Origin of the sequence: Pseudoalteromonas sp. TB64, assembly GCF_000498095.1 — a bacterium.
GTDB lineage: Bacteria > Pseudomonadota > Gammaproteobacteria > Enterobacterales > Alteromonadaceae > Pseudoalteromonas.
Window position 1 is genome coordinate 1 of the sequence record NZ_AUTQ01000261.1, and the last position, 24052, is coordinate 24052.

General features: G+C 39.1%; 19 protein-coding genes and 3 pseudogenes. 3 read left to right on the forward strand and 19 right to left on the reverse strand.

Features of this window, described 5'->3' with window-relative positions:
* From L647_RS1000000125945 to trmJ, 7 genes are all read right to left on the reverse strand, one after another.
* Positions 1–150 (reverse strand): Hsp70 family protein (locus L647_RS1000000125945; RefSeq protein WP_139015466.1); only part of this gene is annotated, 150 nt, incomplete at its 3' end.
* A gap of 41 nt (positions 151–191) precedes the next feature.
* Positions 192–719, reverse strand: a complete 528-nt coding sequence (gene hscB, locus L647_RS0121515) for a co-chaperone HscB (RefSeq protein WP_024612843.1) — start codon at positions 717–719, stop codon at positions 192–194.
* A 111-nt stretch (positions 720–830) separates the two neighbouring features.
* The gene (gene iscA, locus L647_RS0121520) at positions 831–1154 is read right to left on the reverse strand and encodes an iron-sulfur cluster assembly protein IscA (RefSeq protein ID WP_007377674.1); all 324 of its coding nucleotides are present in this window, start codon (positions 1152–1154) and stop codon (positions 831–833) included.
* A gap of 9 nt (positions 1155–1163) precedes the next feature.
* Positions 1164–1547 (reverse strand): Fe-S cluster assembly scaffold IscU, encoded by a 384-nt coding sequence (iscU, locus tag L647_RS0121525; RefSeq protein WP_007377675.1) that lies wholly within the window; start codon positions 1545–1547, stop codon positions 1164–1166.
* A 41-nt stretch (positions 1548–1588) separates the two neighbouring features.
* Complete coding sequence (locus L647_RS0121530; protein WP_024612844.1) at positions 1589–2806, reverse strand: IscS subfamily cysteine desulfurase; 1218 nt, start codon at positions 2804–2806, stop codon at positions 1589–1591.
* 23 nt (positions 2807–2829) lie between these two features.
* Positions 2830–3321: a Fe-S cluster assembly transcriptional regulator IscR gene (gene iscR, locus L647_RS0121535; RefSeq protein WP_024612845.1), complete on the reverse strand. Its 492-nt coding sequence runs from the start codon at positions 3319–3321 to the stop codon at positions 2830–2832.
* A gap of 249 nt (positions 3322–3570) precedes the next feature.
* Positions 3571–4296, reverse strand: a complete 726-nt coding sequence (trmJ, locus tag L647_RS0121540) for a tRNA (cytosine(32)/uridine(32)-2'-O)-methyltransferase TrmJ (RefSeq protein ID WP_024612846.1) — start codon at positions 4294–4296, stop codon at positions 3571–3573.
* A gap of 358 nt (positions 4297–4654) precedes the next feature.
* Here trmJ and L647_RS1000000125110 point away from each other — a divergent pair, with 358 nt between their 5' ends.
* Positions 4655–5317, forward strand: a complete 663-nt coding sequence (locus L647_RS1000000125110) for an ankyrin repeat domain-containing protein (RefSeq protein WP_024612847.1) — start codon at positions 4655–4657, stop codon at positions 5315–5317.
* 460 nt (positions 5318–5777) lie between these two features.
* Here the strand turns inward: L647_RS1000000125110 and L647_RS0121550 are convergent, their stop codons facing one another.
* The 4 genes from L647_RS0121550 to L647_RS0121565 all read right to left on the reverse strand — a co-directional run bounded on the left by L647_RS0121550 (position 5778) and on the right by L647_RS0121565 (position 10710).
* Positions 5778–6533, reverse strand: coding sequence for a class I SAM-dependent methyltransferase (locus tag L647_RS0121550; protein ID WP_024612848.1), 756 nt, complete (start codon positions 6531–6533; stop codon positions 5778–5780).
* A gap of 57 nt (positions 6534–6590) precedes the next feature.
* On the reverse strand, positions 6591–7772 hold the full coding sequence (locus L647_RS0121555; protein ID WP_024612849.1) for a response regulator: 1182 nt from the start codon (positions 7770–7772) through the stop codon (positions 6591–6593).
* Between the two features lie 134 nt (positions 7773–7906).
* On the reverse strand, positions 7907–9949 hold the full coding sequence (gene prlC, locus L647_RS0121560; protein WP_024612850.1) for an oligopeptidase A: 2043 nt from the start codon (positions 9947–9949) through the stop codon (positions 7907–7909).
* Positions 9950–10035: 86 nt separating this feature from the next.
* Entirely contained in the window at positions 10036–10710 is a 675-nt protein-coding gene (locus L647_RS0121565; protein ID WP_024612851.1) for a DUF2461 domain-containing protein, read from the reverse strand.
* 78 nt (positions 10711–10788) lie between these two features.
* On the opposite strand from L647_RS0121565, the gene gorA reads away from it, so the two are divergent.
* Positions 10789–12150, forward strand: a complete 1362-nt coding sequence (gene gorA, locus L647_RS0121570) for a glutathione-disulfide reductase (protein WP_024612852.1) — start codon at positions 10789–10791, stop codon at positions 12148–12150.
* A gap of 146 nt (positions 12151–12296) precedes the next feature.
* Positions 12297–13133, forward strand: coding sequence for a mechanosensitive ion channel family protein (locus tag L647_RS0121575; RefSeq protein WP_024612853.1), 837 nt, complete (start codon positions 12297–12299; stop codon positions 13131–13133).
* A 322-nt stretch (positions 13134–13455) separates the two neighbouring features.
* Here the strand turns inward: L647_RS0121575 and tldD are convergent.
* From tldD to L647_RS0121615, 8 genes and pseudogenes are all read right to left on the reverse strand, one after another.
* Positions 13456–14890, reverse strand: a pseudogene (gene tldD, locus L647_RS01000000124795) (metalloprotease TldD).
* A pseudogene (locus tag L647_RS01000000124800) lies at positions 14887–15685 on the reverse strand (carbon-nitrogen hydrolase family protein). The pseudogenes tldD and L647_RS01000000124800 overlap by 4 nt, the downstream one beginning before the upstream one ends.
* Positions 15682–19544 (reverse strand): annotated as a pseudogene (locus L647_RS01000000124805) (YhdP family protein). The pseudogenes L647_RS01000000124800 and L647_RS01000000124805 overlap by 4 nt, the downstream one beginning before the upstream one ends.
* Positions 19544–21016, reverse strand: a complete 1473-nt coding sequence (gene rng / locus L647_RS0121595) for a ribonuclease G (RefSeq protein ID WP_024612854.1) — start codon at positions 21014–21016, stop codon at positions 19544–19546. The pseudogene L647_RS01000000124805 and the gene rng overlap by 1 nt, the downstream one beginning before the upstream one ends.
* 1 nt (position 21017) lies before the next feature.
* Complete coding sequence (locus tag L647_RS0121600) at positions 21018–21587, reverse strand: Maf family protein (protein WP_024612855.1); 570 nt, start codon at positions 21585–21587, stop codon at positions 21018–21020.
* Complete coding sequence (mreD, locus tag L647_RS0121605; protein WP_024612856.1) at positions 21588–22067, reverse strand: rod shape-determining protein MreD; 480 nt, start codon at positions 22065–22067, stop codon at positions 21588–21590. It abuts the gene before it with no gap.
* On the reverse strand, positions 22060–22902 hold the full coding sequence (gene mreC, locus L647_RS0121610; RefSeq protein WP_173399998.1) for a rod shape-determining protein MreC: 843 nt from the start codon (positions 22900–22902) through the stop codon (positions 22060–22062). Before mreC ends, mreD begins: the two co-directional genes overlap by 8 nt.
* Positions 22902–23945 (reverse strand): rod shape-determining protein, encoded by a 1044-nt coding sequence (locus L647_RS0121615; protein WP_024612858.1) that lies wholly within the window; start codon positions 23943–23945, stop codon positions 22902–22904. Before L647_RS0121615 ends, mreC begins: the two co-directional genes overlap by 1 nt.
* Positions 23946–24052 lie beyond the last annotated feature (107 nt).

Genomic DNA, 24052 nt, shown 5'->3' on the forward strand with positions numbered 1-24052 from the left:
CTCGCCAAACTCATCTGTTAGCGTGCGTGCTTCGCCACTTTGCACAGTAGCTACCAATGAATTAGTTGTACCAAGGTCAATACCTATCGCTAATTTATGTTCGTGTGGTGCCGCGCTCTGCCCCGGCTCAGCAATTTGCAATAATGCCATAATGCTCTTTAAACTCGTGTTGCTCGCTTTGCAGCAAGTAATTAATCGTCAAATAAACTGTCTTCAATGCGTTCAAGTTCGTCACGTAATTTGTAAACAAATTTTAGTTTACGAATATTATCGGCAGCGAGTTGGTACTGCTGCTCATCGTTGCTTGCTAATTGCTCTGCAAGTTGTGCACTGTATTGTTCATTGAGTTGTTTGATTTGTTTTTCAAAATTAGCAATCGCTGTATCAGGGTCATTCGCTGATTCAAGCTCTTCTAACTCTTCGCGAAGTTCCATCTGTTGCATTAAGAACATAGGATCTTGCAAGGTTTGCTGCTCAGCACGAATATCAACACCTAACTCACTTAGCATATATTCAGCACGCTTTACTGGGTGCTTTAATATTTGTAGTGCGTCATTAATTTCAGCAGCACTTTGTACAGCCATTAACTTATCGCGACTACTCGCGTTTGCATGTCTGTCTGGATGCACAGTACGTTGTAGCTCTAAATAGTGTTTGTTGATCGTTACTAAATCAATATTGTAGTCAACTGGTATTGCAAATAACTCAAAATAGCGCATAACTTCAACCAATAAAATTCAGAAATTAATTTCAAAAATAACAAAGCCCTACAATTACTGGCAGGGCTTATTTATACCCAAGTAACTTAGGTATGAGAAACACATTTAAGCTTAAACGGTAAAGCTTTCGCCACAACCACATTCGTCAGCTTGATTAGGGTTTCTAAATTTAAACCCTTCATTCAAGCCTTCTTTGGTGTAGTCGAGCTCTGTGCCGTCGATGTAAACTAAGCTTTTAGCGTCAACAATTAATGTAACGCCTTTAGCTGCAAAAGTTTCATCGTCTTCGTTTAAATCGTCAACAAACTCAAGTACATAAGCAAGACCTGAACAGCCCGTCGTTTTAATGCCAACGCGCAGGCCTAAACCTTTACCGCGGTTTGCTAAAAATGATTGTACGCGGTTTGCTGCCGCATCTGTCAATGTCACTGCCATGAGAGTCTCTTACTTCGCTTGTTTACTTTTATAGTCTGCAATTGCTGCTTGAATTGCGTCTTCTGCTAAAATTGAACAGTGAATTTTCACTGGTGGTAATTCTAGCTCTGCACTGATATCAGTGTTTTTAATTGTCGCAGCTTCGTCTAGCGTCTTACCTTTAACCCACTCTGTTACAAGTGAAGATGAAGCAATTGCACTGCCACAACCGTAGGTTTTGAATTTTGCATCTTCAATAACGCCTTCGGCAGATACTTTAATTTGCAATTTCATTACGTCACCACATGCTGGTGCGCCTACCATACCCGTTGCCACTGACGGATCGTTCTTATCTAGAGTACCTACGTTACGTGGGTTTTCTACGTGGTCGATTACTTTATCACTATAAGCCATTATTCTATCCTCATTACCTGCTAGGGTATGTGCTCACACTATTAGTGGTGAGCCCATTCAACTGAATCTAAATCAATACCTTCTTGATGCATCTCCCAAAGTGGAGACATTTCACGTAGGCGACCGATAGAGTTTTTCATTAATTCGACGGTATAATCAATCTCTTCTTCGGTAGTAAAGCGACCAATACTAAAACGAATTGAGCTATGCGCTAATTCGTCGTTACGGCCAAGTGCACGTAATACATAAGAAGGCTCTAAGCTTGCAGATGTACAGGCTGAACCTGACGATACTGCAATGTCTTTTACTGCCATAAGTAACGACTCACCTTCAACAAAGTTAAAGCTGATGTTTACAATACCTGGTACTGATTGGTCTTGCGTGCCGTTAAAGTATACTTCGTCCATATCAGCCATAATACCGTCGATTAAACGATTACGTAATGCGCTGATGTGTGCGTGATCTTTTTCGAAATCTTGCTTAGCAATTTTAAACGCGGTACCCATACCTACTAATTGGTGAGTAGCTAAAGTACCAGAGCGCATACCACGTTCATGACCGCCACCGTGCATTTGCGCTTCAAGGCGAGCACGTGGTTTACGACGAACGTAAAGTGCACCAACACCTTTAGGACCATACACTTTATGTGCTGAGAACGACATAAAATCAACTTTAAGCTGTTGCATGTCGATTAATACTTTACCTGCGCTTTGTGCTGCATCTACGTGGAACATAATCTTACGTTCGCGACACATTTCACCAATAGTTGCGATGTCTTGAATTACACCTAGCTCGTTATTAACGTGCATGATGCTTACAAGTACTGTGTCGTCACGCATTGTGTCGGCAAGTTTTTGTAAATCAAGTAAGCCGTTTTCTTCAACGTCCATGTAAGTTACTTCAAAACCTTGGCGCTCAAGCTCACGACATGTGTCGATTACTGCTTTATGCTCAGTTTTAGCGGTAATAACGTGCTTACCTTTCTTTTTGTAAAACTGTGCTGCACCTTTAATAGCAAGGTTATTTGATTCAGTTGCACCCGAGGTGAAAACAATTTCACGTGGGTCTGCATTAATTAAATCAGCAATATCTGTACGCGCCTGATCAACAGCTTCTTCTGCTTGCCAACCGAAACGGTGTGAACGTGACGCAGGATTACCAAACTTACCGTCCATTGTTAGGCATTGCATCATTTCTTTAGCAACACGTTCATCAACAGGCGTAGTCGCTGCGTAATCTAAATAAATCGGTAACTTCATTTCTCTCTCCGCTGCAGGTCAACCTAAAGTTGACAGCTTACTTGAATGTTTTCCAACTGCTTAATTGCATTATTAATACTATTATCTTGGCGTGATGCAATTTCTTTCACATCAGATTTTTCCACCAATTCAGCAAGGGTAATATTATTTAAAAATTCTTCTATTCGAGCACTTAAATCTGACCACAAATTATGTGTTAAACAGCGCATGCCACTTTGGCAACCAGTGTCGGCGCCTTGGCAACGTGTTGCATCTACCGACTCGTCCACTGCGCTAATTATATCACCGACAGAAATAACGTTTGTTTCTCGTCCGAGTAAATAACCACCACCAGGACCGCGAACAGAACTTACTAGTCCATTTTTACGTAGGCGGGCAAATAATTGTTCAAGGTAAGACAAAGAAATTTCTTGTCGCTGTGAAATATCAGCAAGGGCTACAGGACCTACGCCTGTGTGCAGTGCAACATCAAGCATAGCTGTAACGGCATATCTGCCTTTTGATGTTAACTTCATAATGCCCCCTGCACTTGAGAGTGCAAATTTTAATTACCAGAGTAAATTAGTCAAGTATTATCACTTGATAAAAATTTGATTTAGAAACTCTTAATTTAAAAATTAGAATTAACAAATTTTTAATACTTGACCTCTTTGGTCAAGTATTACAGCTATTGTAATTACCTGAGTATTTTAGTCAAGTATTAGCTAGTTATTTAACCACTGGTTTTTATAACTAATAGCTATACCTAAGTTGCTATAGTTTAATTACTTAGGTATAGACTTATTAATTGAAGTAAGGATGCCGCGTAAAATATTCATTTCAGCATCTTCAGGGCGAGCACGGTTAAACAAACGACGTAATTTAGTCATCACAATACCGGGGTGCTGTTTAACTATAAAACCCGTTTTAAATAACGTGTCTTCAAGATGATCGTAAAATAACTCAGTTTGTTTTGAGCTTGGGTAAACAGTATCGTCTTCTTCAGTCGCTGTTGGCTGTTGATTCAAAAATGCCATACGTGTTTCATAACACAACGTTTGTACTGCCATTGCTAAGTTTAGCGAACTGTACTCTGGATTTGCAGGAATACACACATGGTAATTACAAAGTTGTAACTCATCATTGCTTAAACCACTATTTTCACGACCAAACACAAGTGCTACAGGACCATTTACCGCTTCAGCCACTAGTTTTTCACCACATTCACGTGGCTCAACCATAGGCCAAGAAAGCGTACGCGAACGAGCACTAGTGCCTATTGTTAATGCACAATCTGCAATCGCATCTGCAACTGTATCTACAATTACAACATTACCTAAAACATCACTTGCGCCGGCAGCTAAAGCGCTCGCTTGGCTGTCGATTTCACATGCAGGATCTACTAAATAAAGTTTTGATAAACCCATCGTTTTCATGGCGCGTGCCGCCGAACCAATATTACCAGAGTGCGAGGTGTTAACTAAAACAACGCGAATATCATCTAAGATCATTGCTGTGCTACTTATCTATAAGCCAAAAAATTGCGCGAATTCTAACATGAAAACTCTCTAAGATCCTAGATTCTAAAACTTAGATCCTTAAATCAAACACTAATAAAGCGAGATATACCGCTTCTTGGGGAGGAGTAATACTTGGATTCAAAAATGAAGGGGAATGCTATTTAATTATTGTATGATGTTTACATTTTTGATTCTTACTTTCGTTTTTGCTAGTTTGTTTTTAATTTATATAAAAGGAATTATAAAATTGAGATTATTAGATATATCCCTCTCTTGTATTGGTTTGCTTATCTCTTTATTCAATACACCATTTATTCATTATGCTTTATTAAAAATAAGGTATTAATCAGTGAATCTATCAAAAGTCGTTTTTGTCACTACCATTGCGCTATTTAGTTTTGCCTGTTCGGATAATAGAACCGAAGATACTCAGCCTGAATCAAATGCACTCACTTTAGAGCCATTTACAACCATCTCTAAAAAGCCGAAAGAAGCTAAACGTTATGTGGCCAACAATAAGATGATAGCCGCAATCAAAACGCATGACTTCGGTGTTTTTCGTCGTGCCTATGAAAAAACAGATAATAAGAACTTTTTTATTATTAATGATAACGGTACAGATATCTATTATTTATTTATGTTTATGGGAGTTGATGATTCGCGGTATTTTGATTTGATTCTTGAGCATTCGAATCCAAATATAGTTGATAAACTTGACGGTATAACTCCACTTTTTAGAGCGTCCTTTCATTGCCAATTGGATAAAGCTAAAAAACTTATTGAAAAAGGCGCGAACGTTAATTATGTTTCACAAACAGAAACTTACTATACCCATAATGCAAAGGGGGTTACACCTTTGCATATAACTGCAAGTAATTCATGCTACCAATTAACTAAGTTGTTTTTGGCGCATGGAGCAAATAAACAAGTGAGAACTGAAGAGGGTCTTACCCCTTATGGCATTGCAATAAACAGCTCAAATCCTGCAATGGCTAAACTGCTTAGTTTTTAAGCTTAGCTGTAGTGCAGAGATAAAATAGAGTAAGAAAGCTTAAACGGTTAGAGTTCAGTATTAATGCTGGTTTAGATATTTCAGATACAGCTATGGGAACTAGCGATTACCTTAAAAGCTATAGAGAAGAAATGCTGCTCAATGTAGAGGCGATATAACCTGTGAGGTTTATATACGAGGTCAATATCAAAAATTCAGTGTTGACTGAATGTTAGCTAATTTAGGTAATACCTCAACGGGCAAGCTTTTTTAATGAATACATTTCAAAGATATGCTCCAAAAGAAATTTGTGATTACTTAGAGTTTTGCGCAAAAATTGCAGATAGGAAAAGAAAAGCCAAGTAACTGTGTAGTATTGTTTTAGTGGCTTTGTAGTAAATAGGAGAATATAGCTGGACAGATTTGTGCTCTCACAGACAATTCTGTTGTCGCTGCAAGCAGACTATGTTTATAGCGATATTTAAACCATTGCTGCTTTTACATAAACATCAAATCTGTTTTTCTTTGTTTTTATTTGCATACTCGGCGTTTTATCATTTAAAAACGGGGCGTAATCGGGGCGCTTTACAACGACACGCTTGCTAGCAAGTGGATAGGCAAATTCCAGTAAGTCGTCAGCGTCGTTATCGGCGCCCACTAACTCTTGAAATACGCGCATTTCTTTTTTAACTAAGGCTGATTTTTCGCGGTGCGGAAACATAGGGTCTAAATACACAACATCAGGCATGCTCTCGCATTGCGCTAATAATGTGTGGCTTGAGCCAAATACTAAGCTCATGTTTTCTTTCATCCATAAGCCAATTTCGGTATCGCTATAAGCACGCTGCAAGCCATCATATAATAGCGCAGCTACAACCGGATGGCGCTCGTGCAGTATAACTTTGCACCCAAGTGATGCAAGTACAAAACCGTCACGCCCAAGGCCAGCAGTTGCATCTAGCACGACCGGTGTTGCACCTTTGTTTAACCCTACGGCTTTAGCAATTGCTTGCCCTTTTCCACCGCCAAACTTGCGTCTGTGGGCAGCAGCACCTGTTACAAAGTCAACACTAATAGCACCTAGTTTTGGCTCATCTGTTTTATATAAACTAAGTCCTTTATCGTCGTAATGTAAGCTAAAGCCATTACTATGTTGCGCCCATTGGGCTAAACCAAAGCGTGTTTCTAGCTCATTTAAATAAGGGCGTAACTCTTTAAAAGCACACTGAATAACCACAATAAACTCCGACGATAAAATACCTTCGCAGTATATCAACCAGTACTCTTTAAAGCACTAAAATAGCTCTATATCGTTAGTATGAATAACATTAGACTCCACAGTAATTTCCGCTTTACTGCGTAAATTAGCTAAAAGCTCGTTGCGACTTTCGGTAATATGCTTTAATTGATATTTAATAAATGCTAAATCACTATTAGCCGAGGTAAATAGTTGCATAGTTTGATCAAGTTGCGACATATACAAATCTAAATCTGCGGTGTTAGTTATTTCACTTTGCAATTTAATAGCACAATCAAGCTCATGTAGCTGCTCTATAAACTGCTTAGTGGTGTTATTTTGTATTACATTTTGGCTATTTAATTGCTTTGCAATATCTTGAAGTGCAGTGCTCACTTGAGAAGCTTGTTCGTAACCACTTTCGTCTCTTTCCATACTAACGACTTTTTCGTTGGTAACGTTTAAAATATGTGGGAATAAATCTTTATAGTGTCCGTACAATAAGTGGTTATCAACTGGCATATTTTTTATTAGCAGTGATATTTTAGGGTAATTTATAATTGTGCTATTACCAATATCAACAAATCGCTCGGCATGTCTATGTTGCTCTAATAGCTCTTGCTCTAAAGGGCATACACCGCTTTGCTGGCTATAAAAAATACCTTTGTTTTTGTACCAAAAAACCACAGCAATATCTAAATCAAAAGGCTTAAAAAAAGCTAAAAAATGTTCACTCAATGTTTGAAAATTATTTGAATGATAGCTCTGCCCGACATAGCGCATTATTCGCCCCATATCACTCGATTCAGTCATTGCCATTTCGGCTGTTTTATTTGCTTTTTCTATATCGAATTTTAGTCTTACGCATTGCTGACGGTACTCATATAGCACTTTTATTCGTGCCATTAGCTCCTCAGCATTAAAAGGTTTAGTTATATAATCACTGGCGCCTACACTATAACCTTTTACGCGATCAGCAAGCTCAACTTTAGAAGATAAAAACATAACAGGAATATCTTTAGTTGACTCATTTTCTTTAATTATTTGGCACACTTCATATCCTGATTTACCTGGCATTTCTATATCGAGCAAAATAATATCTGGATTGTATTTGTTGGTAAGCCTTAGTCCTTCATCACCATCTTTAGCATGTATAATTTCACAAAACCCCGCTAGAGATTCTTCAATAATATGATGGACGTATTTGTCATCATCTATCGCTAATACCAACTTTGCCATGCCTTAGTCCATTTTAATAGGTGTATTAAGAGCATAGTACGGCAGGTTGCAATTACTAGATAATAATTAAAAAACAATAAAAAAGCGCCATAGAGGCGCTTTAATAAACGTAAGTCAAATTTTAATAGAGTGACTTAAGCGGTAGCAATACCACTGTGACGCAGTAATGCATCAACACTTGGCTCACGACCTCGGAAGTTTTTAAATAGCTCCATTGGCTCTTCACTACCACCTTTTTCTAAAATATTTTGCATAAATGATTGCCCCGTTTGCGGGTTAAAAATGCCTTCTTCTTCAAACTTAGAAAACGCATCTGCTGATAATACTTCAGCCCATTTATAAGAGTAATACCCTGCGCTATAACCACCTGCAAATATATGGCTAAAGCCATGTTGAAAACGGTTAAACTCAGGCGGTTTAACAACAGAAGTACGGCTACGCACATCGTTTAGAACTGCTTGAATTTGACACGGCTGACCTGCTACATAATCATTATGAATTTTAAAGTCGAATAACGAAAACTCAATTTGACGCAGCATTTGCATACCTGAATTGTAGTTTTTAGCCGCGAGTAACTTATCTAGTAACTCTTTTGGTAATGGCTCACCCGTTTCATAATGACCAGAAATAAAGCTCAGTGCTTCTTCGTCGTAACACCAGTTCTCTAAAAACTGACTTGGCAGCTCTACCGCATCCCACGCAACACCATTAATACCAGCAACAGGTGCAGCATCAACTTGTGTAAGCATATGATGAATACCATGACCAAACTCATGGAACAACGTTGTTACTTCGTCATGAGTAAACAGTGCAGGTTTATCACCAACCGCTTTATTAAAGTTACACACTAAATAAGCAACTGGAGTTTGTAATTCGCCATTAGCACGTACTTTACGACCCATACAGTCATCCATCCATGCGCCACCACGTTTGTGATCTCGTGCGTATAAATCAAGATAAAAACGACCGCGTAATGTATTGCTGCTATCAACTATTTCAAAAAAGCGTACATCTTTATGATAACTATCAAAATCAGTTACTTCTTTAACGCTAATACCAAATAAGCGATTAACTGTTTCAAATAATCCGCTAAGCACTTTATTTGCTGGGAAGTAAGGACGCAGTACTTCATCTGAAATAGCGTACTTTTCTTGCTTTAACTTTTCACTGTAATACCCAAAATCCCATGCTTCTAACTCTGTAATACCGTGTTGTTGCTGAGCGTAAGCTTTAAGCTCGGCAACTTCTTGCTCTGCTTGCGGCTTTGACTTGGCAGCGAGGTCTTCTAAAAATGAGAATACTTGCTCAGGTGTTTCAGCCATTTTTGTAGCAAGTGACTTTTCAGCGTAGCTGTTAAAGCCTAGTAATTGTGAAATTTCATGACGAAGCGCAAGTTCTTCACTCATTATTGCTGAGTTATCAAACTCTCCTGCATTAGGACCTTGATCCGAGGCACGAGTAGAAAACGCGGTGTAAGTTTCTTTACGAAGCTCTCGGTTATCTGCAAACGTCATAATTGGTAAATATGATGGAATGTCGAGTGTGATAACCCAACCTTCTAGATCTCTATTTTTTGCAGTATCTGCTGCAAGCGCTAAAGCAGATTCTGGTAAGCCAGCAAGTTCACTTTCATCTGTAATATGCTTATGCCAAGCAAGCGTGGCATCCATTACGTTATTGCCAAATTTAGAAGCAAGCTCTGATAAGCGAACGCTAATTTCACCGTAGCGTTTTTGTTGCTCTGGCGCTAAGGCAATACCCGACAATTTAAAATCACGCAGTGCATTAGTAATACTTTTTTGTTGAGCAGTGGTTAACGTTTTAAATTCATCACTATTATAAAGTGCGTTATATGCTTCAAATAAACCTTGGTGTTGCCCTACAAATGTTGAGTACTCAGAAATAAGCGGCAAGCACTGCTCGTAAGCTTCACGCAGTTCGTCGTTGTTCATTACCGAATTTAAATGTGAGACAGGAGAAAATAGTCGCGATAATTTATCGTCAGCTTCTTCAAGTGGTAATACTAGGTCATTCCACGTGTACGATTTTTTGGCTAGTACATCGTCAATCGCTTTACGACAAAGCTCAATACCGTGCTTAAGTGCTGGCACTACATATTCTGGCTTTATTTTTGAAAATGGTGGTAAGCCTTCAAGGCCGATTAATGGGTTGCTCATAAATAGTCTCTTTGCGTGAATGCATTACATTTTAAATTGGGTCTAAAAGTAAAAAAACAACTCTACCGTTTTTAAGTTACGTGATTTTAATATGGCTGCCCTAGTGCAAAACATAAATATCCCATAAGTGGGTCAGCAACTTTATAACGCTCTAGCACCGTATCAATTAAGTTATTACTGCATACTTGTTTTTGAGTAAATGGGCTTATCGCTATAAAGTCTTTTCTTTTTAGCTCATTTATTAAAGGATGTTCTTTTTCAAAACCACGTGGCGGGCGCTTTAATGACTCACCCGACATTTCATAAACAGACTTAAATTGATCGTTAAAAATTGCTTTTTTATAGCTATTTGGATTTTCATCAATGCAATGGCGAATATTATTAAGTACTTTTGATTCTGGACGCCAAATACCTGCCCCAACAAAACACTCGTCATTAGCTAAGTGAAAGTAAAAACCCGGAGCGTGTACGTCTTTCCCCATAAAATGACGAAATTGAATGCCTACATTTATTTTGTACGGTGTCTTATCTTTACTAAAACGCGCGTCTTTATGGATTCTCATTAAACTGCCACCCACTTTTTTATCTGATGCTATAAAGTGGCTAGAAATACCCATTAAAGGAGCCTGCATTTGCCTAATGAAATCTAAAGCAGGCTCTCTTACGTATTCCTCATACTGTGATTTATGGTCATTAAACCAGTCTCTATTATTCTTTTGATCAAGCTGAGCAAGAAATTCGAATGTTTTTTTACTAAACATAGGTCACCTAAACACTCTTTATTTTTAAAACTTAATGTTATGCTAATACGCATAAAACTCAACGCCTAAGGACATAAAATGACACAACACTTTGATTATATTGCAATCGGTGGTGGTAGTGGTGGTATTGCCTCTGCAAATAGAGCTGCGATGCGTGGCGCTAAAGTAGCACTTATTGAAGCAAAACACATGGGTGGCACTTGCGTAAACGTAGGTTGCGTACCTAAAAAAGTAATGTGGCACGGTGCTCAAGTTGCTGAAGCTATTAATTTATATGCACCAGATTACGGTTTTGATATTGAAGTAAAAGGCTTTGACTGGGGTAAATTAGTAGAAAGTCGTGAAGCCTATATCGCTCGCATTCATAAAGGTTACGACAGCGGTCTTGCTAGTAATGGCGTTACAGTAATTAAAGGCTTTGCTAAATTCGTAGATAGTAAAACAGTTGAAGTAAATGGCGAGCATTATACTGCCGATCATATGTTGATAGCTGTTGGCGGTCGTCCGAGCATTCCAAATATTGAGGGTGCTGAGCACGGTATTGACTCAAATGGTTTTTTTGAGCTAAAAGAACAACCTAAACGTGTTGCTGTTATTGGCGCAGGCTACATAGCAGTTGAGCTTGCTGGTGTATTACAAGGTTTAGGCACTGAAACACATTTATTCGTGCGTAAACACGCACCACTTCGCAGCTTTGACCCATATATTATAGATACACTTGTTGAGGTTATGGCTACAGAAGGACCAACCTTACACACGCATTCTGTACCACATAAACTTGTTAAAGAAGACGATGGCTCAGTAACTCTGCATTTAGATAATGGCAAAAGCCATAACGTAGATCAGGTTATTTGGGCAATTGGTCGTGAGCCAACAACAGATTCTATCAACGTAGCAGCAGCAGGCGTTGAAGTTAACAGCAGCGGCTTTGTAAAAGTTGATGAGTATCAAAACACTACAGCTAAAAATGTTTATGCTGTGGGCGATATTATCGAAGGTGGTATTGAGCTTACTCCTGTGGCGGTTAAAGCCGGTCGTACTTTGTCTGAGCGCTTATTTAATAAAGACTTACCAGATGACTTAAAGATGGATTACAGCTTGGTTCCTACTGTTGTATTTAGTCATCCACCTATTGGTACAATTGGTTTAACTGAGCAAGAAGCAATCTCTCAGTACGGTGAAGAAAACGTAAAAATTTATCAATCTGGTTTTACAGCAATGTATACCGCTGTAACTAAGCATCGCCAGCCTTGTAAAATGAAACTTGTATGTGCAGGTCCTGACGAAAAAGTAGTGGGTCTACACGGTATTGGTTTTGCAGTCGACGAAATGATTCAGGGCTTTGCTGTGGCAATGAAAATGGGCGCAACAAAAGCAGACTTTGATGCGACTGTAGCCCTTCATCCAACGGGCTCGGAAGAGTTTGTTACGATGCGATAGGTTTACAATTTAGTAGTTTAAAAAAACCCCTAGATATTAGATTATCTAGGGGTTTTTTATTAATATTAATGTTAAATTAGCGACTATATTCGTGCACTACTCAATACAGAACTACACTCTAATAAAGTTATAGCCATTAGGAAATTATGAATAAAGATATACTGTTACACCCATTTCTTCTTTCACTGGTAATGCTTACTATTGCATTCGTCTTAAAGGTGCTAGTTGATAAATTAGCGAAGAATCGTGCAGAAAAAAAAGAAAAAGATATCCGCTACATTGCACACAATATAAAGCACTTCATTAATTTTACGATGGTTTTGTTGCTCCTGTTTATATGGTCAACTGAGATTCAAAACTTTGCACTATCTATCGCTGCATTTGCGGTGGCCATTGTGCTTGCTACCCGAGAGTTTATTCAATGTATAATAGGCTTTTTTTACTTGGTAACAACACGACCATTTAGAGTAGGAGATTGGATTCAGGTAGGTGATTATTTTGGTGAAGTTGCTGAAACCGATTGGATTAAAACCACCATGCATGAAATTGATATACACACATATCAATTTTCAAGAAAAACAATCTACATTCCAAATAACAAACTGATCACCAGTTCAATAAAAAATCTAAACTTTGTTAAGCGCTTTGTTACGCATCACTTTATTATTGTACGCAGAGAAAGTTTTAATCCATACCCGATTCATGACACGCTGACTGAAAGAGCGAAACTTTACTGTGAAGAATTTCAAGAAGTAGCTAGTCGATACAACTCAATGATTGAACGTAAATTAGATGCAAAAATTTCAGGTCCTGAACCTGTAATACATTTTGGCACAACCGATCTAGGTGAGTTTAAGGCGAGTTTTACCTTATTTTGCCCTACAGAAAAAGCCCTTGAAATAGAGCACAAGCTAACAGAGTGCTTTTTTGCGTTATGGTATAAAGAGGCTGAAAAAAATAAAGAGGGTGCAAGTGACGTGTAAACCTCACCTACGATAAATATCCACCTTGTAGGTGCGAATTTACTTCGCACTAATGTAACTTAGCAAACAAAGCGAGGTATAAAACCTCACCTACAGTAAATATCAAACCTATAAACGCGAACTTACTTCGCGCGTATAGAGTCCCGCTTTTAAAAATAAAAGGCGAGGTGTAAAACCTCACCTACAATAAACATCAAGCACATAGGTGCGAATTTACTTCGCACCTAAAGCCCAGCTTAAAAGTAAAAAGCGAGGTGTAAAACCTCACCTATAATAAACATCAAGCACGTAGGTGTTAATTCACTTCGCGCTTGAGTAATATTTAAGCCGTACCGCCTACCGTTAGTTTATCAATTTTTAAACTTGGCTGACCTACGCCTACCGGTACACTTTGACCATCTTTACCACAAACACCCACGCCTTTATCAAGCGCTAAATCATTACCTACCATTGATATTTGTTGCATTACTTCAGGACCATTACCAATTAGCGTAGCGCCCTTAATTGGCTGAGTAATTTTACCATTTTCGATCAAATACGCTTCTGATGCACTAAATACAAATTTGCCAGACGTAATATCAACTTGTCCGCCGCCAAAGTTTGGAGCAAACACACCCTTTTTAACGCTGCTGATAATATCGGCTTGGCTATGCTCTCCGCCCAACATATAAGTGTTAGTCATGCGTGGCATAGGCAAATGTGCGTAAGACTCACGACGTGCGTTACCAGTAGGGCTTACTCCCATTAAACGTGCGTTTAGCTTATCTTGCATGTAACCTTTTAGAATACCGTTTTCGATAAGTACATTGTAAGCTGCTGGGGTACCTTCATCATCGACGTTAAGTGAACCACGACGATCAGCCATTGTGCCATCATCAACAACGGTACACAGCTCAGACGCTACTTTTTGACCAACTTTACCGCTAAATGCAGACGCGCCTTTACGATTAAAGTCACCTTCTAAACCGTGCCCTACTGCTTCATGTAAAAGCACGCCAGGCCAACCATTTCCAAGCACAACTTCCATTGTACCTGCTGGTGCATCAATCGCTTCTAGGTTTACTTTAGCTTGACGAACAGCTTCCTCAGCAAATTCCATCCAGCGCGGCTTACCGTCAACAAGCTCTTTAAAATAGCCATAATCTAAACGAGCACCACCACCTGCACNGTTCACGGCGGCCATTTTTTTCAAGTAATACCGAACAGTTTAAGCGAATAAGTGGTCGAATATCAGTAGCAAAAGTACCGTCGCTGGCTGCTATTAATACTTCTTCGTATACGGCCGACATTGAACTAATTACTTGTTCTGCGTCTGGTGCTAACTCTCGAATATAATTTTCAAGTTCGCGTAATAAGTTAACTTTGTCTGTATCGCTCATGCTCGAAATTGGTTGATGCGGTGCAAACTGCTCTTTAGCTTTAACATCGCTAAATACTTTAATCGCTCTATCTTCGCCAGCATCGGCAATGCTACGTGCAGCTGTTGCTGCTTTATTTAGCGCTTCAAGGTTGATTGCATCAGAGTAAGAAAAACCTGTTTTTTCACCACTTACAGCACGTACGCCAACGCCGCGCTCAACATTATAAGAACCTTCTTTAACTAAGCCGTCTTCAAGCACCCACGATTCATGATGGCTTGATTGAAAGTATAAATCGGCATAGTCCACTTTATGTTGGTGAATGTAGGCAAGCGTTTTTTCGAGTTCGTCTCGATTTAGCTGGCTGTCGTGTAATAAATGCTGTTCAACCGAATTCATAATAAATGCTCTCTAAATCGTTGATGAGATTGCACAGGCATATCTCGTCTAATTTTGTGTAACTGGTTTAAATCTGCGTTGCAGCTTATAAAACCGGTGCCTGTTGGCAATTCAGCAAGGGTGTTACCCCAAGGTGAAATAATAATACTGTGACCGTAAGTTTGTCGGCCATTTTCATGTGTACCGTGCTGGGCTGCCGNATGGCTGCCAATGCGCTTGCCCTGTTACGACGGTAAATGCGCTGGGCACTAATATAATTTCAGCCCCTTGGCGCACTAACTCATTAAATAAGCCACTAAAGCGCAGATCATAACATACTGTTAAGCCAATTTTACCAAAGGGAGTGTCTACAACAATCACTTCCTTACCTGCTTGGGTAAAGTCTGACTCTCGGTAGCTTCCTGTTGTATCGTCTACATTTACGTCAAATAGATGTATTTTGTTGTAAGAGGCAACAAGCTCGCCTTGGTTATTATATAAATGCGATGCAGCGTAATATTTATTGTTATTATGAAGCTCAGGGATTGTTCCTGCGCTTAACCAAATATTATGGTGTTTGCACAGTTCACTTAATTGCTGTTTGTATTGCTCAATGCATTTGGCAACTAAAAGCGTGTCGCTGCCACTTTTACTAAAGACTAAAAAAGCTTCGGGTAGACACACTAACAATGGCCGTGTTGTTGGTAAGGTTTGAAGCGCAAGCTTAAGTTCTTCAATATTTTCATCTGCGTTTAACTTAGAACACATTTGCAGAGCGATTATTGTTGGTGCAACTACACTACTAGCCTTACTCATTGTGTTACCGTAACGCCCGCATTATTAAACTTTGACTCAGTTGATGCTTGTGGCTGATTTTGCGCGGCTTGGGGTAGCGTAACTTCTCGACTTTTTCTATCAAGCTCTTGAACGATAGGATCGTTCATTTTTCCTGTTACTTTAAAGTTGATCTCTGAGATCACCCGAGCTGAATGAATAACCTTATCCAGAGCTAATGCGGCAAGCCCTGTTACAGGATTTACCATCCACGCAACAATAACTGGAATACTTGACGTTACCTGCGGCGCCACAGCAAGATCATAATCTATATCAAGTGTGTTTAAATTTGCATAACCTTTAATAGTTAAATCGGCAGGNCAGGTACGCCATCCATTTTAGTATCTTTAGTGTAAGCAATACCATTTTCTAGCTGCATTGAGCCTTGCATGCTGTTGTAAAAAAACCCTTTTGAAAACACATCTCTAAAATCGAGTTTTAGCTTACGTACTAGCGAATCTAGACTCAGTAAAGAAAATACCCGTGCACCGCCATCACTTACTTCAGTCAAGTGCCCTTCGCCTAAATCCCAATCAACACTCCCACTTAAGCTTGGTACATCAAAGTCATAAGGTGCGGCTTTCCACGTCAGATTATAATTAATGTTGGCTTTAGAATCTTTAATCGCGGTGGTTAAATCAAACTCATTAAACAATGCACCAATATCTTCACTTTTAAGATTACCGCTTAGTTCTGTTACACCATTTTGCCAATCGCCTTTGGTGCGTAAAACATGATCGCCTTTATCAATAACTAATTGCGAAATAATAAAACGTTTACTGTCACTCAATACTGAGGCGCTCACTTTACCTAATTGATAATTTGCTACCTTACAGTCTGCACATTCAAATTCTATTGCAGGTACTTTAGTTAACCAACTTAGATCTTTAGCAGGAAGGATATCTGTTACTTCTGATTTTTGTACTGGTGGCTCAATAAAGTTAAGTCTTAAATAATCGCTGCTGATACGAATTGGTTGGGTCGGCTGCGATGAAGGAATAAACACACTTGCTCGCAACTCTTTAGCATTAAGCTTTAAATATAAGTCATTTTGTACCGGCGTTAAGCGCATTTCAAAGTCGTTAAATACAACATTACTCGCATTCAGCGTATCAATGCTTGCTACTACTTCGCTAAGTGGCGGCATAATGCCTTTTGACTTTTTGTTAGGGTTTGCTTTAGCTGTATTAATAATTTGATTAATTAGATCAAACCAAGGCACCAGTTCTGTTTTTTCAAGGTTAATGTTAACGCTTAAATCTTTTTGGTTAAGCCCTAAATCCTGCTTTCCAAGCACAAAGTGCACATTACTAAATTGCTGCTTACCATTTTCTAAAATCGCATTAAAGTAGAACTGCTGGTTAGCATTTGCAGTAATTAAGTTAGAAATTTCATCACCTTGTATTAAGGCATCAAGAGGCCATACTTGCTCACTACTTTTACTATAAGGTGCCGGTAAATTACTTACTAAACCAATTAAAGGCGAAGCGACCTTAGCTCGATAATTAAAGCCTTGCTCGGTAAAATTAAGCACTAAACCAATATCAACATTAGTTTGCCCGCTTAAATAGTTATTTAAAATACCTTGAGCATTATCGATAAGAGTTTCGGCATCTAGTTGTGCATTTATATCAATATTTGCTTGGTAGTCTTTATTATTACTTTTACTGTTGTAATCAATATTAAGCGGCATACCCAACCAAGTTGCAGTGGTATTTTTAAGGGTTATATTATCGTTTTCGAAATGCAGTTCACCAGTAAAGTTGTCTAGTTGAATACCAGGACTGGCTATATAAACAGGGAGTTCTGTTAAGCCTAATACGCCACTTACACTTGCTCCGCCTTTAAACTTTGAGCCAACTAATAATTCTATATTGGCATTTGCTTCCCCTTTTATTTGCACAACATTAAAAATGTTAGCTAGAGGTTTAGCAAGGGGGGTAGCTGTAAAAAAATCATGCAGCTTTTCCATCGGTATTTTTTTATCTATTTGTACAATTAATTCATCTGCACTCATTAAGTCAGCAATGCTTACCTTTACACCACTACCAATGTCTAAATTTACGAGCTTGCCTTTTTGGCTATATATATCCATTCGCTCATTTGAAAAGTGTAATTGCAAGTCTGCATCAGTGACTGTCGGCCAGTCTGGATCAAATTGATATGCTGCATTATCGATTTGCGCAACAAAATCAAATTGCCCTGAGTTATCAGTAAATGGAAATCCCGAAAGTGGACCTGAAAACAACACTTGTGCCTTAGAAACTTCACCACCTTTAATTGCACCATTTAAATAAGTCACCAGCTTTGGGGTCATTATTTTTAAAGGTAAATAACGCCCTAAAATACTTACATCGGGAATAAACGTCTCTGCGTATAAATCAAGGCGTGGGCTATCACCTAAGCTAAGCTGCATTTCTCCAGCAAACGTTATATCGTTATTATCAAACCAGATATCATCGCTGCTAACATGCCAGCCATAGTCTTGTTTTGCTAAATCTAAATCTATATTAAGTTGGTTATAATCTATATCGTGACTAAAGCTTTCGCCGGTAACAAATGTGCCGTTTTCACCAAATAACGAGATACGACCACGGCTTTGATTCATTAAGCCATCTACGCGCAGCGCTTGCGCTGCTGGTATTGAATTTAGTTCTTGCCAGCCAATGTTATTAGCGTCAAACCATAACAGCCATTGCTCGGGGTTAGTGAAGCTTAAGTAAGCTTGTTTAATTTGCCCGCTAGGAGCTCGAGCTAAAAAGGGGTCTAAACCATCAAAATTACTTAACGCGGCTAAATTACTAAGAAGTTCTAAATCAACCTGTTGCAACCATATCTTACTTTGAGCGCCTATTTTTGCCTCAAACTCTAAACTTGGCCATGCCTTATCGTTGCTATTAAACGTTAAGCCGGTGCTTTTTAAGTGCCAACCTTTTTGTTCTGGGTATAAGTGAAAACCACCTTCGCTTAAACTAACGCTTTGTTCTTGAGCGTCATGTTCCCAGCGAACAAAACTTGGTAACCACTGCATTTTTATATCACTTACTAAGCCTTTTTCTAGCTTTAACCACGCCTGTAAGTTTATATCGCTACGTAATTGCTGTTTTTCAGTACTGATGTATTGAGCTAACCAGTTAGATACATCAACTTTATTAGCTTGCACATACATATCGCCAGCGACTTGCTCTATAGTTTTACCTGTAAGCGCTATACGGGCGTCAAAATTACCAACTGAAATACCTGGCAGTGCCAATTCACCACTGCCTAAATGTTGATCTTCTTCATTTTGCCAAATAATATTTTTAAGCAGTAATTTTCGCTCTGTACCATCTTCTAATATAAAGTTAATACTGGAATTTTCTATTGCAAAATGACCGGTTTCACCTAAAAAAAGCCCTTCGATTAGCTCTTTTTGCTCAAACGAAACCTCACCTTTATCATCACCATTAAACAAATTATCAACATTCACACTGGTATGAAAACCATTAATAACAAAGTAATTAGATTTTAACTGCAGCGTTTTTAAGCTTTCCCATAAGTTTAGTTCTAAGCTTGTTTTAGCTATGGTGAGCGAAATAGGAGCTGTTTCGTTATCTTTAAAGGATAAATCTTCAAGTACTAAAGAAGGACCATTACCTTGCCAATTAGCCGAAATTGCGCCAATTGAAAGACTTACTGCAAACTTATCATGTAGGTAAGTTTCTATATCGCCTTTGTAATCGTTTACATATGGAAGGGTGTATTTCAAAATTGAAACAATAACGGCCAGTAATACCAAAACTATGGCGCAGGTTTGCCATAACTTTCTAAAACAAAAAAAACAGGCCGCTTTTACCGTCATTACATCATTACCACATCAAACTGTTCTTGGCTGTATAAACTCTCTGTTTGAATATTGACTTGTTTACCGATGAAGAGTTCAAGCTCAGCAAGATTATGATACTCATCATTAAGTAAGGCTTCACTTACCGCAGGCGCTGCATACACCATAAACTTGTCGGCAGCATAAGCACGATTAACACGTACTATTTCACGCAGTATTTCGTAACACACCGTCTCAACCGTTTTTTGCGAGCCACGACCAGAACATGCTGGGCACACATCACATAAAATATGCTCTAAGCTTTCGCGCGTACGTTTACGCGTCATTTCAACTAAACCAAGCGCTGAAAGCCCATTTATATTAGTTTTAGTACGATCCTTTGCTAAAGCAGATTCAAGTGAGTGTAATACACGACGCTTATGATCTTCACTTATCATATCGATAAAGTCGATAATAATAATACCGCCTAAATTACGTAACCTCAGTTGGCGAGCAATTGCAGAAGTAGCTTCTACATTGGTATTAAAAATTGTTTCTTCTAAGTTTCGATGCCCAACAAAAGCACCTGTATTTACATCAACAGTGGTCATCGCTTCGGTCTGGTCAATAATTATATAACCACCCGACTTTAACGTGACTTTACGATGTAATGCTTTTTGAATTTCATTTTCAACATCAAATAGATCAAATATAGGTCGCTCGCCAGGATAGTATTCTAAAACCTGAGAAAGTTGTGGAACAAACTCTTCTGTAAATAACTTTAGCTCCTCATGAGTAAGCTTTGAGTCAACACGAATACGCTCCATATCCTCACCAACGTAATCACGCAGGGTTCTAAAGGCAAGTGTTAGATCTTCATGTAATATACTGGCTTTGCTCGTTTTTTTACGGCGAGATGTTATTTTTTCCCATAACTTTCTTAAAAATCCGGCATCGTGTCGTAATTCAGCTTCACTTGCGCCCTCAGCTGCGGTGCGCACGATAAAGCTGCCGTTTTCATCGCCATACTCAGCGACTATTTTTTTAAGACGAGAACGTTCTTCTTCAGTTTCAATGCGCTGACTAACCCCTACATGGGTCGCATCTGGCATAAAAACTAAATAGCGGGAAGGTATAGTGATGTCGGTGGTAAGTCTTGCACCTTTAGTACCTAGTGGGTCTTTAACCACTTGCACCATAATGTATTGACCTTGGCGAACAAGTTCACGAATGTCTTGTACTTTTTTTATTGGAACGTCGTCGACGCCTTCAACAATAGATGCGCTATTTACAATATCTGATGCATGTAAAAATGCCGCTTTTTCAAGACCTATATCCACAAAGGCAGCTTGCATACCGGGTAAAACACGGCTTATTTTTCCTAGATAAATATTACCCACAATACCTAAGTTACCAATTCGCTCTAGCTGAATCTCTTGTAGTACACCGTTTTCGATTAGGGCAACACGGCTTTCACTTGGCGTGACATTTATTAGTAATTCTGTACTCATGTTACCTTCTTAAGAATGTTTTTAATAATTGTTCGGTCTCATACAAAGGTAAGCCTACAACGGAGAAATAGCTACCTGAAATGTGGGTAACAAAACGTCCGCCTAAGCCTTGAATGCCATAACCACCGGCTTTGTCTTGTGGCTCTCCACTTTGCCAATAGGCTTTTATTTCTTCATCTGTGAGAGTTTTAAAAGTAACATCTGTACTTACAACGCAACTCAATACTTTTTCTTGTGTCGCAAAAGCAACCGCCGTTAATACTTGATGTGTATTACCTGATAAACGCTTTAGTGTATGTGTAAAATCAGCTTCGTCACGAGGCTTACAAAGTGATTGGTTATCAATAACTACCACAGTGTCACTACCAAGCACAGGACGGTCCGTATACCCCAGTTTAACACCAGAGCATGCCTTTAAACGCGCTAAGCGCTCTACATACTCATACGGGGGCTCATTTGGGTATTGGCTTTCATCTGCATCAACACTAAATTGTGAAAACTCGATACCTAATTGAGCTAATAACTCTTTACGACGAGGAGAGGCAGATGCCAAATATACTGAGGTTGTCATTTACCTGATCCTAAAGTGTCTGCGATATTTACGAAGTAATAAAAACAACCAAACCCAGCTCAACGTACCCGTTAAAACCGGCCATAAGTATTGTGGATTAAAGTAAACACCAAGCAAAAAGTGATTTAACCAAAATTGCATTAAATGATACAACGTTAAAAATAAGCCAATTAGTAAGCTTTGTTGCCAAAGCGAAAAGTTACGAATTTTTTGAAAATTACTTGCCGTTACAAAAATACAAATTGAGTATGTGAGTGAGTTAACTCCAAGCGGTGAGCCCGATGCTAGGTCGATTAATAAACCAACCACCCACGCTGTACCAATATTTATACGATGCGGCACTGCAAGTGACCAATACATTAATACCAGTAATACCCAATCCGGTCTAAATGGTTCGAACGAAAATGGTAACGGCATTAATGCCATTACCAGTGCAAGAAATATACTTAGTGCAATTAACAATGAATAACGACTAATCATTGTTTAAGCGCTCCTGTTGATTTCGCCATAAAATAACTAATAAGCGAATACGGTCTAACTGAGCAATAGGCTCTGCGTAAACTTGTGCAAAAGGACGCCCTTCATCACGATTAATCTCAGTAACAACAGCTACCGGGTAACCTTCAGGAAAAGTGCCCCCCAGCCCTGATGTTACTAATATATCGCCAATACGAACATCTAAGCTATGAGGCACATGTGAGAGCTTAACTACATTAATTTTACCAATCCCTTCAACCACTGTTCGCACATCATTTCGTAAAATACGTACTGGTGTTGCATGTGTTGTATCGGTCATTAATAAAACACGAGATGTTGTTGAGCCAACTTTAGTGAGCTGCCCTACAACCCCCATTTCGTCAATAACAGCTTGCCCTTCGCTAAGTCCATCGGTTGTGCCACGATTAATAACAACTTGGTGACTATACGGATTAGAATGAACGGAGAGTACTTGTGCAATAATTTTACGATTAGGTTGTTTTGCAGATGAACCGAGCAAAGCACGAAGTTTTTGATTTTCTCTGGCTAGAAATTGATACTGCTGAAGTTGCTCGCTTTGTAGCATTTGCTTTTTTTTAAGCGCTTCATTTTCAGTAAGGAGTTGATCACGTGTGTGTAAACTTTTAGCGCTTAAGCTGAATAACTCGTAGGGTAAATTAGCAACGTAAATTAATGGGCTTACGAGGGTGTTTAGGCTGGTACGAACAACCGTACCACCTTGTGTGTACCTGTCTGCGGCTATGAGTGCGATACTCAAAAACACTGCGACAAAAAGTCGCAGCTGCAAGGATACAGTTCTTCCAAACATTAATTTCATTAGTCGTAACTAAAAACGTCACCACCGTGAACATCAATCATCTCAAGTGCTTTACCGCCACCACGTGCAACACATGTAAGCGGATCGTCGGCAACAACAACAGGAATACCCGTTTCTTCCATTAATAAACGATCTAAATCTTTTAATAATGCACCGCCGCCAGTAAGTACCATACCGTGAGCAGAAATGTCAGATGCAAGCTCTGGTGGTGACTGCTCAAGTGCAACCATAACCGCACTTACAATACCCATTAGTGGTTCTTGTAATGCTTCTAAAATCTCATGTGAGTTAAGCATAAATGAACGCGGAACACCTTCTGCAAGGTTACGACCACGTACTTCAATTTCGATTGGTTCATCTGTTTTAAATGCAGAACCGATTTGATGTTTAATATTTTCAGCGGTTGCTTCACCAATTAAACTACCAAAGTTACGACGTACATAATTGATAATAGCTTCATCAAACTTATCGCCACCAATACGTACCGAAGAAGAGTAAACAACACCGTTAAGTGAAATAATAGCAACTTCAGTTGTACCACCACCAATATCAACAACCATTGAGCCAGTTGCTTCTGATACTGGTAAGCCTGCACCAATTGCTGCTGCCATTGGTTCTTCAATTAGGTAAACTTCACGCGCACCGGCACCCATTGCAGATTCACGTATTGCACGTTTTTCTACTTGAGTTGCACCACATGGTACACAAATTAGTACTCGTGGGCTTGGGCGCATAAAGTTGTTGTTATGCACTTGCTTAATAAAGTGTTGTAACATTTTTTCGGTTACAAAAAAGTCAGCGATAACACCGTCTTTCATTGGACGAATTGCTTTTATATTGCCAGGCGTACGACCCAACATAAGTTTTGCTTCTGTACCTACAGATGCAACACTTTTAGGTCCACCAGCACGCTCTTGGCGTATAGCAACTACTGAAGGTTCATTTAATACAATGCCTTCGTCTTTTACATAAATTAGGGTATTGGCTGTACCCAAGTCGATCGATAGATCGTTAGAAAAAATACCACGGAGTTTTTTAAACATGAGGCTGGATGACCTTAGAAATACGTTCTTATGTTAGCTGCTTCACTTCAACATGCTTAGTTAGTTGAGCAATGTGAAGTACAGCTGCCTTTGTTAATTTTGAAAAA

Excerpts from the sequence above, each read along its gene's own strand:
- iscA (WP_007377674.1), bottom strand. The coding sequence starts at position 1,154 with ATGGCAGTGACATTGACAGATGCGGCAGCAAACCGCGTACAATCATTT.
- mreC (WP_173399998.1), bottom strand. The coding sequence starts at position 22,902 with ATGAAATTAATGTTTGGAAGAACTGTATCCTTGCAGCTGCGACTTTTT.
- L647_RS0121600 (WP_024612855.1), bottom strand. The coding sequence starts at position 21,587 with ATGACAACCTCAGTATATTTGGCATCTGCCTCTCCTCGTCGTAAAGAG.
- hscB (WP_024612843.1), bottom strand. The coding sequence starts at position 719 with ATGCGCTATTTTGAGTTATTTGCAATACCAGTTGACTACAATATTGAT.
- iscU (WP_007377675.1), bottom strand. The coding sequence starts at position 1,547 with ATGGCTTATAGTGATAAAGTAATCGACCACGTAGAAAACCCACGTAAC.
- rng (WP_024612854.1), bottom strand. The coding sequence starts at position 21,016 with ATGAGTACAGAATTACTAATAAATGTCACGCCAAGTGAAAGCCGTGTT.
- L647_RS0121555 (WP_024612849.1), bottom strand. The coding sequence starts at position 7,772 with ATGGCAAAGTTGGTATTAGCGATAGATGATGACAAATACGTCCATCAT.
- gorA (WP_024612852.1), top strand. The coding sequence starts at position 10,789 with ATGACACAACACTTTGATTATATTGCAATCGGTGGTGGTAGTGGTGGT.
- L647_RS0121530 (WP_024612844.1), bottom strand. The coding sequence starts at position 2,806 with ATGAAGTTACCGATTTATTTAGATTACGCAGCGACTACGCCTGTTGAT.
- prlC (WP_024612850.1), bottom strand. The coding sequence starts at position 9,949 with ATGAGCAACCCATTAATCGGCCTTGAAGGCTTACCACCATTTTCAAAA.
- L647_RS0121615 (WP_024612858.1), bottom strand. The coding sequence starts at position 23,945 with ATGTTTAAAAAACTCCGTGGTATTTTTTCTAACGATCTATCGATCGAC.
- mreD (WP_024612856.1), bottom strand. The coding sequence starts at position 22,067 with ATGATTAGTCGTTATTCATTGTTAATTGCACTAAGTATATTTCTTGCA.
- L647_RS0121575 (WP_024612853.1), top strand. The coding sequence starts at position 12,297 with ATGAATAAAGATATACTGTTACACCCATTTCTTCTTTCACTGGTAATG.
- iscR (WP_024612845.1), bottom strand. The coding sequence starts at position 3,321 with ATGAAGTTAACATCAAAAGGCAGATATGCCGTTACAGCTATGCTTGAT.
- L647_RS0121565 (WP_024612851.1), bottom strand. The coding sequence starts at position 10,710 with ATGTTTAGTAAAAAAACATTCGAATTTCTTGCTCAGCTTGATCAAAAG.
- trmJ (WP_024612846.1), bottom strand. The coding sequence starts at position 4,296 with ATGATCTTAGATGATATTCGCGTTGTTTTAGTTAACACCTCGCACTCT.